This is a genomic window from Oceanobacillus aidingensis (assembly GCF_042654105.1).
Lineage (GTDB): Bacteria > Bacillota > Bacilli > Bacillales > Amphibacillaceae > Oceanobacillus > Oceanobacillus oncorhynchi.
Genome location: NZ_JBHSFT010000001.1, coordinates 46431 through 60055, shown reverse-complemented (window position 1 = coordinate 60055; position 13625 = coordinate 46431). Strand labels below are relative to the sequence as shown.

At 36.9% G+C, this 13625-nt stretch carries 12 protein-coding genes; all 12 read left to right on the top strand.

What is annotated here, in order from left to right; translation table 11 throughout:
• Position 1: 1 nt before the first annotated feature.
• The 12 genes from ACFO3P_RS00260 to ACFO3P_RS00205 all read left to right on the top strand — a co-directional run bounded on the left by ACFO3P_RS00260 (position 2) and on the right by ACFO3P_RS00205 (position 13589).
• The gene (locus tag ACFO3P_RS00260; protein ID WP_379542006.1) at positions 2–1189 is read left to right on the top strand and encodes an iron-containing alcohol dehydrogenase; all 1188 of its coding nucleotides are present in this window, start codon (positions 2–4) and stop codon (positions 1187–1189) included.
• The gene (locus ACFO3P_RS00255) at positions 1179–2603 is read left to right on the top strand and encodes an aldehyde dehydrogenase family protein (RefSeq protein ID WP_379542135.1); all 1425 of its coding nucleotides are present in this window, start codon (positions 1179–1181) and stop codon (positions 2601–2603) included. The genes ACFO3P_RS00260 and ACFO3P_RS00255 overlap by 11 nt, the downstream gene beginning before the upstream one ends.
• Positions 2604–2686: 83 nt before the next feature.
• Positions 2687–3952 carry an ester cyclase gene (locus ACFO3P_RS00250; RefSeq protein ID WP_379542005.1) on the top strand — a complete coding sequence of 422 codons (1266 nt, stop codon included), beginning with the start codon at positions 2687–2689 and terminating at the stop codon, positions 3950–3952.
• A 68-nt stretch (positions 3953–4020) separates the two neighbouring features.
• Positions 4021–5316, top strand: coding sequence for an ABC transporter substrate-binding protein (locus ACFO3P_RS00245; RefSeq protein ID WP_379542004.1), 1296 nt, complete (start codon positions 4021–4023; stop codon positions 5314–5316).
• A gap of 56 nt (positions 5317–5372) precedes the next feature.
• The gene (locus ACFO3P_RS00240) at positions 5373–6251 is read left to right on the top strand and encodes a carbohydrate ABC transporter permease (RefSeq protein WP_379542003.1); all 879 of its coding nucleotides are present in this window, start codon (positions 5373–5375) and stop codon (positions 6249–6251) included.
• Positions 6251–7081: a carbohydrate ABC transporter permease gene (locus ACFO3P_RS00235; RefSeq protein WP_379542002.1), complete on the top strand. Its 831-nt coding sequence runs from the start codon at positions 6251–6253 to the stop codon at positions 7079–7081. The genes ACFO3P_RS00240 and ACFO3P_RS00235 overlap by 1 nt, the downstream gene beginning before the upstream one ends.
• A gap of 53 nt (positions 7082–7134) precedes the next feature.
• Entirely contained in the window at positions 7135–8394 is a 1260-nt protein-coding gene (hisD, locus tag ACFO3P_RS00230) for a histidinol dehydrogenase (RefSeq protein WP_379542001.1), read from the top strand.
• A gap of 58 nt (positions 8395–8452) precedes the next feature.
• Positions 8453–9064 carry a cupin domain-containing protein gene (locus ACFO3P_RS00225; RefSeq protein WP_256705342.1) on the top strand — a complete coding sequence of 204 codons (612 nt, stop codon included), beginning with the start codon at positions 8453–8455 and terminating at the stop codon, positions 9062–9064.
• A 115-nt stretch (positions 9065–9179) separates the two neighbouring features.
• Positions 9180–9908 carry an alpha/beta fold hydrolase gene (locus ACFO3P_RS00220; protein ID WP_256705341.1) on the top strand — a complete coding sequence of 243 codons (729 nt, stop codon included), beginning with the start codon at positions 9180–9182 and terminating at the stop codon, positions 9906–9908.
• Between the two features lie 23 nt (positions 9909–9931).
• Positions 9932–10684, top strand: a complete 753-nt coding sequence (locus tag ACFO3P_RS00215; RefSeq protein ID WP_256705340.1) for an HpcH/HpaI aldolase family protein — start codon at positions 9932–9934, stop codon at positions 10682–10684.
• Positions 10685–10852: 168 nt separating this feature from the next.
• Positions 10853–12187 carry an amidase gene (locus tag ACFO3P_RS00210; protein WP_332094041.1) on the top strand — a complete coding sequence of 445 codons (1335 nt, stop codon included), beginning with the start codon at positions 10853–10855 and terminating at the stop codon, positions 12185–12187.
• 400 nt (positions 12188–12587) lie between these two features.
• On the top strand, positions 12588–13589 hold the full coding sequence (locus ACFO3P_RS00205; RefSeq protein ID WP_256705338.1) for a LacI family DNA-binding transcriptional regulator: 1002 nt from the start codon (positions 12588–12590) through the stop codon (positions 13587–13589).
• Positions 13590–13625 lie beyond the last annotated feature (36 nt).

The following is a 13625-nucleotide window of genomic DNA, read 5'->3' as shown; positions in this document are numbered from 1 at the left end:
TATGATGCAGTTTAACGATTTTCAAATACCAGGCGTTATTCGCTTCGGGGAAGGAGCTTTAGCAACAATAAAAGATGAGGTGCTATCCAAAAACCCTTCCAAGCTATTTATTATCAGTGATAAAGGTGTGGAGAAAGCTGGATTGGTAGATGAATTAAAGGAAGTATTGGAGACGTGTGAGATTCCAATGGAGACAATGACGGATATTGCAGGAGAACCGACCTTTTCGCTTGTTGAAGAAACAATTAAAACACTAAATCAATCTAAAGCTGATTTTGTAATTGGAATTGGCGGAGGAAGTGCGCTGGATGTCGCAAAAGCGAGTGCTGCCTTGCAGGATAAGCATGATCTGGAAAATTACTTTAGTGGAAAGAAAACAATAGAAAATCGAACTGTACCTTGTGTACTACTGCCAACAACATCTGGAACAGGTGCAGAGGTGACCAAAAATGCCATTTTTGGGGATGAAGTGGAAGGAGTAAAAAGAGGAATCGTCAGCCCTGCGTTATTACCTGATGCAGCTATTGTAGATCCTGAGCTGACCCTTTCCTGTCCATCAAGAGTGACGGCAGCTTCTGGAGTAGATGCTTTTACACATGCAATTGAATCGTATATCTCGACGAATGCTACAGAGCAGACACGAATCTATTCCGAAAAATCGATGAAATTATTTGCAGAACATATCACAAATGCTGTACATAACGGCAGTAGCATAGAAGCGCGAACAGGTATGAGCTGGGCAAGTCTATTGGGAGGTGTCTCCTTAGCCAACGCAGGTGTAGGAGCGGTTCATGCAATGGCTTATCCGTTGGGTGGAACGTACCATATCGAACATGGCGTGGCCAATGCGCTGTTAATGCCTTTCGTCTTTAAAGTGATTGGAAAAACATGTACGGACGATATGGTTAGAGTTGCTTCCTTTGTAGAGATTGGCGATTTTACAAGCTCTAAGCACCAGGCGCTGGAAGCTGTGGTCCATTATTTATTACAGCTGTTGAAGGATTTGAACTTACCGACTTCTTTAAAAGAATTGGGAGTGGAGAAAGCGGATTTACCTAAATTGGCTGAGCAGGCGTCGCAGGTTAAAAGATTGTTGTCTAATACGCCTTATCGGTTACATGAGGATCAAATTCTTGGTATTTATGAGGATGCTTATGAGGGAGGAAAGGGTGGAAGTAATGGAAGTTAAACAGTATCAATTTCTTATAGATGGTGAGTGGAAAGAAGGAACAGAACATTATGATTTGGTAGCCCCATACAGTAAACGTGTAATTGCCAAAATACCATTAGCTGATGAAGAAATTGCTGAAAAAGCTGTTAAGAGTGCTAAAAAAGCTGCTGGCAGTATGAGAAAGCTTTCACTATTAGAGAGATCTAATATTTTAGAAAGAGTGTCTATTATCTTTACTGAAAAACTGGAGGAATGTGCTGAAATATTAGCTTGGGAAAATGCAAAACCAATTCAGGCAGCAAGAGGAGAGGTTCAACGAACAATTGAAACGTATAGATTTGCAGCAGATGAAGCCAAAAAAATTGCTGGAGAAATTATTCCAATGGAAGCTGCTAAAAATGGGTATGGCAGATTCGGATTCACTAAAAAAGAACCATTGGGAGTAATTGCTGCAATTACACCATTTAATTTTCCGTTTAATCTTGTAGCTCATAAATTAGGTCCTGCATTCGCTATGGGTAACACCGTTGTTTTAAAACCGGCTTCTCAAACACCGTTAAGTGCTATTATGACTGCAAAGATTTTTGAAGAAGCAGGGCTGCCCAAAGGAGCGCTAAATCTAATTTTTGGATCTGGGAAGACTGTGGGCTATTTTCTAGTAACACACGAAGACATTAAAATGGTTACTTTTACCGGAAGTGTTCCTGTTGGGAAAGGAATTCGGGAAAAAGCAGGGTTGAAGAAAGTGACATTGGAATTAGGATCAAATTCTGCAGTGGTTATTGATGAAACAAAGGATATTCGTTCTGCAGCTTTGAAATGTGCTCAAGGAGCATTTTCTTATTCCGGTCAAACTTGTATTTCTGTACAGCGTATCTATGTCCAAGTTGATTTATATGATTCTTTTTTGGAAGCGTTTGCTGAAGAGGTGGAGAATATCAAAGTAGGCGATCCATTAGAAGAAGATACAGTTGTATCTGCGCTCATCCATGATAAAGAAGCAGAGAGAGTAGAACATTGGATAAAAGAAGTCAGAGTTGAAAACGTATATCGTGGTGGAGAAAGAACAGGTTCGGTGATCAAACCTACTATCCTAACAAATATAGATTCAGATGCATCTGTTCTAAAAGAAGAGGCTTTTGCCCCTGTAGTAGTAATTAATAAATATGAGAGGTGGGAAGAAGCGATTCAATCGGTAAATGATTCACAGTATGGACTGCAAGCAGGCGTGTTTACAGATTCACTGGAAAAAGCTTACCAGGCAGTAGATGAATTAGAAGTTGGGGGGGTGATTATCAACGATATTCCATCTTATAGAGTAGATCATATGCCCTATGGCGGTGTAAAAAACAGTGGGACTGGTCGTGAAGGAATCAAGTATTCCATGGATGAAATGTCTGAATTGAAGCTGGGCGTATTTAACTTACTATAGAGCTTTGTATTGTGATATTAGTGTGTGTAGTGATGAAGTGAAAAAACTACTATCCAATTTATTTATAGAAAGGAAGATTTCACATGAAGGAAACAAAAAATAATAATTTTACAGAAAAGGAAGAACCAACAAAACATCTGGAGCGTTCCGATAATAATATAAGTAAAGCTGAAAAAGAAAATCATCAAAATGAACTTTCGAAGCTTGTATACTATGCAGATAGTTCAGAAGTAAATATGGTGGACTCCAAAGATGATGATGACTATTTAAATATAGATGTAAAAAATATTAAAAAACAAAGTATGCAGGGATTTGGAGACTATCATAATATTATCGATTATATTATTCGGATAACACGACAAATTTGGAAGGAAAAAGATATCGGTCTAATTTACGATACGTATAGCCATGGTGTCCAAATCCATCGAGGGCTTATCAATAGCCATGGTGTAAATGAAGTTATTGCAGGAACGCTGCAAACTTTGCAATCTTTTCCGGATCGTACAGGATTGGGGTGGAGTGTTGTATGGTCAGGAAATGATAAAGAAGGGTTTTTTACTTCGCATAGAGGGAGATCCATTGGAACAAATTTAGGTAATACTCTATACGGTCCTGCAACAGGAAAGAAAGTAGTCTTTCGGACAACAGCAGATTGTTTGATACATGAAAATAAAATCTATGAAGAATGGCTGGTAATGGATACTTATCACCTAGTGCAGCAGCTTGGATTTGATCCAGTAGAAATTGCTAAACGTACTGCAAAACAAACGAGCAAACTAGCTCCAAACCTTCAATTTAATATAGCGCAATCAGCAGAAGAGGGATTACAGCCACAAGCTTATAACCCCAAACATGATGGCTTCGAGATCGGGGACTTTATGTTAATGCTCTTTAATCAAGTATGGGATAGGAGATCTATTAATAAAGTCAAAGATTTTTATGATGAGAATGCTGTAATTCATTATGTATGTAATAGGGATATGGTTGGCCATAGTGAAATACAGGGAATGTTTATTAATCTATTTGCTTCCGTTCCAAACTCCAAAGTTATCTTAGAACGTGTAACTTGTAATAAAAGAGATAATGAAAAGGATTGGGATGTTGCGGTTCGTTGGAGAATACAAGGGTTGCACAGTGGTATTGGGTATTTTGGCAATCCAAGTGGAAAACCCATTGAAATCCATGGAATGAACCATTTTAAAGTAAGAAATGAAAAAATCCAAGAAGAGTGGATGCTCTTTGACGGAATGGAAGTACTTCGTCAAATTTATACAGAAAGCGAAAATGATACTGAAAATGATAGTGAAGACAATGGATATGACGATGGGAACTTCACAGGTGTATCTTAAGTAATTTAACGTTTCATATATGATTTAAAGCTAGTAGGGCTCACAATTAAACATATGAGGTGATTCGTTTGAAAAAGAATATTTTATTCATCATGCTGCTAATATTCGTTGTTGTATTGGCTGCCTGTAATAATGATAGCAGTGAAGATTTAGAAGACCAGACTGTAACAGTTGCAGTTACAGAAGGTAATATTGGTCAGTTTAATGCTTGGGAGGAACGTAGCGAACAGTTTACAGAAGAAACAGGTATTGAAGTCGAGTTTATAGGGATTCCATATGATAATTTGTTAGATAGAATAACAGCTGAAGGAATCTCTGGAGACGCATCTTTTGATTTAGTTACTCATTTGGACGTGATGGGACCTTCTATTTCACAATTTTTAGAGCCGTTAAGTGGATATGCGGATGAAGATTTTTTTGAGCGTTTCCCAGAATCAATTGTAGAATTATCAACTTATGATGGTGAAATCTATAGTTTGCCTCTACGTGCTAATGCACAAGTATTATTCTATAGAGAAGATGTTTTCGAGGATTTGGGTATTGAACCACCAACTACATGGGAAGAACTTGAAAACGTTAGCGAAACTATCACTTCAGAAACAGATAAATCTGCTATAACACCGTACTATCAAGCAGGAAATAATGGACAGAATCTTGCGATATGGGCAAGTTATCTATGGGGAAATGGCGCTGAAATCCTAGATGAAAATAATACTCCTGTCTTTAATAGCTCTGAAGGTGTTGAAGCAACAGAAAAATATATAGATTTGCTAAGAGAAGGCTTTGCTCCAGAGGGATCTGTTTCCTTTGCGGAACAAGAATCTAGAACGCATTTTAAGCAAGGAAGATCAGCAATGTGGATAGGATGGTGGTGGGTCTATTCTGACTTTAATGCTAGTGACTCGTCGGCAGAGGAAGTACGAGGAAACGTGAACTTCACCACTATCCCAACATGGGAAGATGGTGAACAAGTTGCAAGTGTATCTACTTTCCCGCTTGGGATGATGGAAAGTTCAAAAAATAAAGAAGCTGCATGGGAATTCATGGAATGGCTCAGTAATCCTGAAAATGAAAAAAGTATTGTTATGGATTCTTTAAATGAAGAAGTACCAATGGATCAGTTCTCTACAGATATTGTTCAGTTGGAAAATCTTAGAGATGAAGAATTAAATGAACTTGGAGACGATTTGTTTAATATCGGTGGAGATAGTTTTGAAAATGCGAAGACGTTTCCTACTATACCAGAATGGCCACAAATATCAGATATTCTTAGCAGGGCAATATCCAATATGGCGACTGGAGAGGATGTACAGAGCCAGTTAGACGCAGCAGCAGAAGAAGTGGAGCTGCTATTACAAGAATAATATCGAAAAATTAAAAAGGTATTTAATACAAAATGTGTATTAGTGGGAGGGTAAGAATGGAAAGTAAATTTTTCAAATACATTTTGTTAGCTCCTGCATTACTGATTATGGCTACAATCACTATTTTTCCATTAGCTAGGTCACTTTGGATTAGTCTTCATGAGTGGAACCTGACAGAAAGTCTTGAAATTGGTTCTTTTATCGGTTTTGATAATTATGTAAGAGCGTTCAATGACCCAAATTTTTGGAATAGTGCATGGGTAACATTAATATTTACAGTTGCTACTGTAATAGTGACAATTGTTTGCGCTATTTTAGTTGCGCTTCTATTAAGTAAAGAAAAAACCTATATTTCTTATTTGAGAGCAGTACTGATTATTCCATTTGCATTAAGTCCTGCTCTCGTAGGTTATTCCTGGAGGTTTATGTTAAATCCTGATTATGGTGTGTTCGCAGCGATAATTGATTTCTTTATCCCTCCGTTATCCGATGTTGTTTGGTTGGGAAATGCTGTAACAGCAATGATTGCGCTTATTTCTATAGCAGTATGGATCTGGCTTCCGTTTATGTCCTTAATGTTTATAAGCGGAATAATGGGATTACCAAAAGAAGTATATGAAGCGGCAAAAATGGACGGTGCTAATGGTTTTCAAACTTTTTTTCGCATCACCTTGCCGATGATTCAACCAATTGTTCTTATCGCAACAATATTAATGACAATGTTTGCATTAAAACAATTTGATCCGATTGTGACACTGACCAGTGGAGGACCAGGGAATTCAACAGAAGTATTAAACTTCTTGGTATATAACACGTCCTTTAGATATTTTGATATGGGGTATGGAGCAGCTCTAGGATATATCTTGGCAATTATTACAGTAGCATTTGTACTGGTCTACATGAGGAAATTGGTAAAAGGAGATGATTGGAACTAATGAATACTATTAAACGCAAAAAAACTATTTATTCTGTTTTAGAATTAATTGGTGTATTATTAGTTGTTACTTTTCTCTTTTTTCCAATTTTATGGATTTTGTTAACGGCATTTAAATCTGGTGAAGACGTTTATTCTATCAGTGTTATTTTTGAGCCGACTCTAGATAATTTTCGCAGATTATTCAGTTCAGCGTATAATTTTGAAAACTATTATATGAATAGTTTAATCGTCGTATTTTTCACGCTTATTATAACCGTACCAGTGAGTATTTTAGCAGCATACAGTATATCAAGATATAGAATACCGGGTAAAACGCTGCTTATGTTTGCCATCTTAGCAACCCAATTTATTCCGTTGATTGTTAATGTTATTCCATTCTTTTCTGCGTTTAGAAATTGGGGATTGTTGGATACCACAGTGGCGCTTATCATTGTCAACTTAGGACATACCATCCCATATGCGATATGGCTGATTAAAGGTTTTATGGATAGTATTCCAAAAGATATGGAAGAAGCAGGAGCAATCGATGGTGCAAGCAGGTTAAGAATTATATGGAATATTGTTTTGCCAATGGCAAAACCAGGGATTATAACAGCAACTGTATTCTGTTTTGTTGTTGTATGGAATGAGTTTATGTTTGCTCTAATTCTTACAAGTCAAGAAGCAGTTACACTTCCTGTAGCTCTGTCCTATTTTGTTGGAGAAAATGGAGTTATTTGGAATGAAATGGCTGCAGCTGGGGTAATTTACGTTATCCCTACTATTATCTTTATGCTTATTGTGCGTAAACAATTTGTAAAAGGAATGAGTGCAGGAGCAATTAAATAAACTGCTATGTGACTAACATATATTGCCTTAAAAAGATTGAAAGGGGAATTGTTTTGGAATTCATTAAAAAGTCGTCTTATGAAAAAGCAGAAACATCAGAGGAAACCGAACAAACTGTAAAAGATATATTAAAGAACATCCGATCACATGGTGACGAAGCAGTAAAGGAATATGAGAAAAAGTTTGGTAAGTCGGAAAGGACTTCGATTCGTCTGAGTGAAGAAGAAATAGAAATTGCAATTAGAGAATTAACAGATGAAGAAAAACATTTAATAGACAATGTCGTAAAGCGCGTTTCTGAATTTGCTCAAGCACAGTTGGATTGCCTACTACCATTGGACAAGGAATTTGGAGATGGAATTCGTTTGGGGCACAAAGTAATCCCAGTGGAAACAGTAGGAACCTACGTGCCAGGAGGGCGCTACCCACTACTTTCAAGCGGGCCAATGGTTGCTGCTCCTGCTAAAGTTGCCGGAGTAAAGAAGATAATTGCTTGTAGCCCAGCTAACTATAATGGCAGTATTCATCCAGCAGTTATATACGGATTGAAAAAATCTGGAGTTAGTGAAATCTATGCGATTGGTGGTGCCCAAGCTATAGGAGCGATGGCGTATGGAACGGAAACTCTTCCACAGGTTGATGTGATATCTGGGCCAGGAAACCGGTTTGTAGCTGAAGCAAAGAGACAGGTGTTTGGAGAAGTGGGAATAGACTTGGTTGCAGGTCCTAGTGAAGTAGTAGTTTTTGCTGATGAGTCCACCAACCCGGAACTAGTGGCTGTTGATTTATTAGCGCAAGCTGAGCATGATCCTAATGCGAGGGCTATTTTAATCAGCACCTCAAAAAAAATGGCTGACAAAACGCTGGAAGAGGTAAACCTGCTTTTAGAGACATTTAACGAAAATTCTCCCGCACACGAATCATGGGAGCGATTGGGAGAAATTATTGTGGTGGAATCGGTTGAGGAAGGAATCAGTGTGTGTAATAAAATTGCAGGGGAACACCTCCATTTACATTTGAAAAATAATAAAGATATTATAGATCAAATATATAATTATGGTTCTTTGTTTATCGGTGCGAATAGTTCTGTTGTATTCTCTGATAAAGTTTCGGGGACAAACCATACATTACCCACTAATAGAGGGGGGCGATACACAGGTGGTTTATGGGTAGGCAGTTATGTGAAAGTGGCTACTTTCCAAGAAATAACCGGAGCAGGAGTTGATTATTTAGCGACACATTCAAGTAGACAGTCTGAAATAGAAGGACTAGAAGGGCATCATTTATCCGCATTTAAAAGAAAATCAAATTAAATTTGCATGGAAGAGAAATAATTCATTTCATTATACAGATATCAAGGAGGAAAAATAAATGAATTCAGAAAAAACAAATTTCACAAAAGAAATTATCGAAAGGGATTGGGTTGTACGTTTTGATGAAATAAAGGATAAAGCCATTCCGTTAATGTTTATTGATAGTATTATTCCAGGGCATAACCGGCTTAATTATGCTTTGATTGGTGACACCGCAAGTGAAAATGAGAATTATAATCCAGTCATTACTGAGCCGCACGGCTTTCAAATTGGTATGGTAAAGGCACCTAAAGGAAATGGGCCAGCTTATCATACGCACGAATATATCGAAACATTTTTTGTATTAACAGGAGAATGGCGCTTTTATTGGGGGAACAGCGCAGATGAGATTGAAGGAGAAACGATTTTAAAACCATGGGATATGATTTCTTTACCTCCTTACATGTATAGAGGTTTTGAGAATATTGCAGAGGAAGATTCGTGGTTATTTTCTATATTGGAACAACATGAAGTTTTCGACCGTCCCGATCCAATCTGGGATCCAAAGGTAGTGAAAAAAGGGGAAGAATATAATTTCCGTGTAGACGATAAGGGTAAAATGATACCACCAGAAAACTTTAGCCAGCTTGAAAAAGAAATGGCAAAAAAGTTGAAAATGGGTCAGAAGTAAACGAAAGCACAACTTTTAGTTTTGGATGGACGTCTGCCTGACCTGCCGGCCGTAGTTTTTATCTGTGCCGGTCAGGCAGATACAATCAAAAATTTTTATAGAGGGGGACATATCCTTGAAACAAGAGGATTATTTAAAACGAAACAATAAAATTCCGCTTCTATTACTTCCAGGAACACTTTGTAATGAAAAATTATGGGAGCATCAGATGTCGTATTTAGCAGATATAGCATCTATTACAGTTGGAGATTTAACACAAAATAATACAATTGAAGGTATGGCATCTAACGTGTTGGATAAAGCACCTGAACGCTTTGCACTTGCAGGCTTATCACTGGGCGGGATGGTTGCAATTGAAATTATGAGACAAGCACCAGAGCGTGTCATGCGGCTGGCTTTACTTGATACCAATCCCAGGTCTCCAACAGATGTTCAAATTGAAACATGGCTTAAATTTATACAAATTAGTAAAGAAGGAAATTTTACAAGTGTAACAAAGGACTACTTAATGCCGGGTTTAATACGGCGAGCTAACCAGGATACATCGCTTGTTCAGAAAGTAATTAATATGGCTGAAGAAGTTGGAGCAGACGCAATGGAAAGACAAATGACCGCATTGATGTATCGACCTGATGCGTTTGAAGTATTGCCAACAATCTCATGCTTCGTAAGCGTAATGGTTGGAGAAGAGGACAGTGTCTGTCCCGTTGCAATGAGTAATGAGATAGTCCATCAAATTCCAAACTCTGAATTGACGGTGATTAAAAATGCGGGACACCTCAGCAGCTTAGATAATCCGTTGGAAGTTTCTCGTAAATTAAAAGTTTGGTTACTGAAAAATTAGCTTAAAGGGAGTATTTGAACTGTATGACAAAAAACTTGAAAGAAAAAATTTTTAATAATGAAAAAGCATTAGGTGGATTTGTAAATTCATATAATCCCTCACTTGTTGAAATGCTTGGATTTAATGGATATGACTTTGTTGTTATTGATAATGAACATGGAGCATTCAGTCAATCCGAAATTACAGAGATGATACGAACTGCAAAACAAGCCAATATGTCACCGGTTGTACGTACCTCCTATGACCCATCATCTATACAAAAAGCTTTGGATAATGGTGCAGAAGGTATCCAAGTGCCGATGATTAGTAATTCGGACCAGGCGAAAGAAGTTGTTTCTAAAGCGAAATACCCGCCAATTGGAATGCGTGGCGTTGCCTATTCAATTCCAGCAGCGCAATATGGAGTACTGAATGGAAGGGATTATTTAGATCAGGCAAACAAGAATAATCTTATTTCTGTACACATTGAAACAAAAGAAGCTGTAGAAAACTTTGAAGAAATCATCACTATAAATGAAATTGATGTAGCTTTTATAGGTTCAACAGATTTAGCTGTAAATTTAGGCTATGACAATCCTAATCATCCAGAGGTACAGAACGTCATATCAAGTATGTTTGAAAAAGCAAAACGACATGATATAAAAATGGGATTGGTAGCATCTGACTCGACTTCAGCAGCAAAAGCTTTTGATCAAGGCGCCAGCTATGTTGCTGTTGTGATAAATAAGATAATAATGGAGGCCTTGAAAGAAGTAGTATCCAATTCTAAAAACTAAGTGAATGAATTAAATGGGAAGTACATCTCCACTTAAAGTGAATGTTTCTAACTTCATTTACAAAAGTAATTAATAATTAGGAGATGTGCTTTTTCTTGTTTTATGGGAGATACAAATGAACGATTAATAATGTAAAATATTTGTGCTTCGGAAAAGAGGGATTTTTCTATGGGATTTACGATAAACGACCTGTTAGATGGATATCAAAAGCGTAAATATACTCCTGTTGAAGTTATCAAGGAATACATACAAAAAATTAAAGAAAAGGATTCAAACCTTCATTCTTATATTACTCTAATGGAAGAAAGAGCGCTTGAACAGGCTAATAAAATAGAAGTTCATCAGGCAAATAAGGAAAAAATGCGTTTGTATGGTATTCCAATTTCATTTAAAGATGCAATCAACATTTTAGGGTTTCCTACAACAAATGGCTCAAAAATAGACATCCAAAATATTGCTGAAAGCAACGCTGAAATAGTAGATTCGCTGGAAATGGCAGGGTGTATTACCCTGGGGAAAAATAATATGTCTGAATATGCGGCAGATGTCACTTCTAAAAATAAACACTTTGGGGATGTACTTAATCCTTTAAATAAAAAAAGAATTGCAGGGGGATCCAGCAGCGGGTCTGCTGTATCGGTAGCTGCAGGTTTATGTGTTGGCTCTATTGGGACAGATACCTCTGGTTCCATACGGATACCAGCAGCATGTTGTGGAGTTGTAGGAATCAAACCTACCTCTGGTTTAATAGCAATGAAGGGTGTTACAGCTCTTTCTTGGACATTAGATCATATCGGAGCCATTGCGAACAATATAGAAGATGCGAAATACCTAATAGAAAATACGATTGATACAAAATATCGCCCATTTGATCATGAAAACGGACTAAAAAATATAAAAATTGGTCTTCCTAACGTTTACTTTAATGAATTTAATGATAGAGTTACGGATTCGATGATGAAATTGGTCATAAAGAATTTGAAACAGTTGGGAGCACAGATTAAAAAGGTTGATGTATCCTTTCTGAATGATGATACGGTAAAGTTGTCCAGAACAATAGGAACCTCCGAAATGACGGTTATTCATAATGATAACTATAAAATTTATAAAGATCAGTACAGTAAAGAGCTGATACAAACTTTTAAAAGAGGAAATGAGATTCTTGCAATCGACTATTTAAATGCCCTTAAGACAAGGAAAGATTGGAAGAGAAAAATGGAGAGCATTTTAAAGGAAGTTGACATTATGATAACTCCGACAATGCCAATTTTACCTCCGTATATTGATGAAGAAATAGTGTTTAAAGGGGCAGGAAATGAAAACATTGGAGATTTTATGGTTCGGTATACTTCGCCGTTTAATTTTACGGGACACCCTGCATTGACGCTGCCATCTGGAATGAAAGAAGATGGTTTGTCACTGGGATTTCAGATGATTGCGAGTTATTATAGAGAGGATATTCTTTTTCAAGCAGGAAAAGTTTATGAACAGTTTGTCAAATAGATTTTTACATTGCTATATAAGTTGAAATAGAGATTTTGTCATCTAGCATTCGCTCCAGAAAAATACTATGCTTTTCATAAGCTTGAGTTCAGTCTCCTCGAAAAAGTTCCCTTTTTCTACGAGCGCCTTCTTACTAAGACAGCAATTGATTGTCTCCATGAAGACAATTGCATTTTTCCATAGGAGTCTGCGTATTATTTTTCCGATAGCGATAGTGTTTAATCCTAAAATAAATGATTTATTACGTTACGCACAAAAGATAGATTTATTAATTCAACTTATATAGTTATATGTTCTAAATAAAAGTAAAAATAACTCATTGACAAACAAATGAAAACGTTCTATTATAATAACATGCTATAACGTTTTAGCAAACATTAAGTAATTTAGGGAGACAAGAATGGCTACAATTCGAGAAATCGCGGAAAAAGCAGGAGTTTCATCAGGAACTGTCTCTTTTATCTTAAATGGAAAAGCAGATAAAATGAGAATCTCAGCTTCCACGCAAAAAAGAGTATTAGAGGTAGCAAGAGAGATGGGGTATCTTCCAAGTATATCAGCAAGAAGACTTAGGAACGAGGGCGAGAAGAACATACCAATAATTACTCTCTTATGGACCTTAGATGCCAGAGCTTCTTTAGTCAGTCGTTTTTTACAAGGGATACAGAACTTATCTTTATACAGAGATGGATTATTTGAACTTTTAATTCAACCTTATGAAAATGGAAAACTGCATGAAGTAGACAGCTTATATACAGGTACAAGGTTTAATGGGGCTATTATAACAAATGCTTCGAATGAGGATATGGATTTTCTAGAAAATAATAAACTGAAGGTTCCTCTAGTGGTATATTTACGTGAAACTAAAAAGTATAGTTCTGTTACAGTTGACGGAAAGCTGACAGGAAATATGGTAGCAAGCTATCTAGCTGATAAAGGCCATAAAGAAGTAGGTATTGTTATTCCTAATATTTCTTCACAAGCTATTGAGTTGCGGCAAGAAGGTTTTTTAAACGGTATAACAGAATATAACTTAAAGAACACGCATACGTTGTCAGGAGATTTTTCCGAAGATGGCGGCTATAAAACAATGCGAGCATTAATAAAACAATCAGGTGAATTGCCCACTGCTCTTTTCTTCTTAAGTGACCCTATGGCAATAGGCGCTTTGTCTGCTTGTAACGAGTTTGGCTTACGTGTTCCAGAGGATATAGAAATTATAGGACATGATAATAATGAACAAGCACCTTATACATATCCTTCATTAACGACAGTTCATCTACCTGTAGAAGAAATGGCAATAGCTTGTGTTCATCAGCTCATGGATACCATAAATCATCAAATTGAATCTCCCGTTTCTTTGCAATTTAAAACAGAGATTATTGAACGACGAAGCTGTTAATCTATAAGTCAGTTAATAACTGACTACCTTTTTACT

Bases quoted from the DNA above. Each gene is read 5' to 3' on its own strand.
- ACFO3P_RS00240 (WP_379542003.1), top strand. From the start codon at position 5,373: ATGGAAAGTAAATTTTTCAAATACATTTTGTTAGCTCCTGCATTACTG.
- ACFO3P_RS00255 (WP_379542135.1), top strand. From the start codon at position 1,179: ATGGAAGTTAAACAGTATCAATTTCTTATAGATGGTGAGTGGAAAGAA.
- ACFO3P_RS00210 (WP_332094041.1), top strand. From the start codon at position 10,853: ATGGGATTTACGATAAACGACCTGTTAGATGGATATCAAAAGCGTAAA.
- ACFO3P_RS00205 (WP_256705338.1), top strand. From the start codon at position 12,588: ATGGCTACAATTCGAGAAATCGCGGAAAAAGCAGGAGTTTCATCAGGA.
- ACFO3P_RS00215 (WP_256705340.1), top strand. From the start codon at position 9,932: ATGACAAAAAACTTGAAAGAAAAAATTTTTAATAATGAAAAAGCATTA.
- ACFO3P_RS00260 (WP_379542006.1), top strand. From the start codon at position 2: ATGATGCAGTTTAACGATTTTCAAATACCAGGCGTTATTCGCTTCGGG.
- ACFO3P_RS00235 (WP_379542002.1), top strand. From the start codon at position 6,251: ATGAATACTATTAAACGCAAAAAAACTATTTATTCTGTTTTAGAATTA.
- ACFO3P_RS00225 (WP_256705342.1), top strand. From the start codon at position 8,453: ATGAATTCAGAAAAAACAAATTTCACAAAAGAAATTATCGAAAGGGAT.
- ACFO3P_RS00250 (WP_379542005.1), top strand. From the start codon at position 2,687: ATGAAGGAAACAAAAAATAATAATTTTACAGAAAAGGAAGAACCAACA.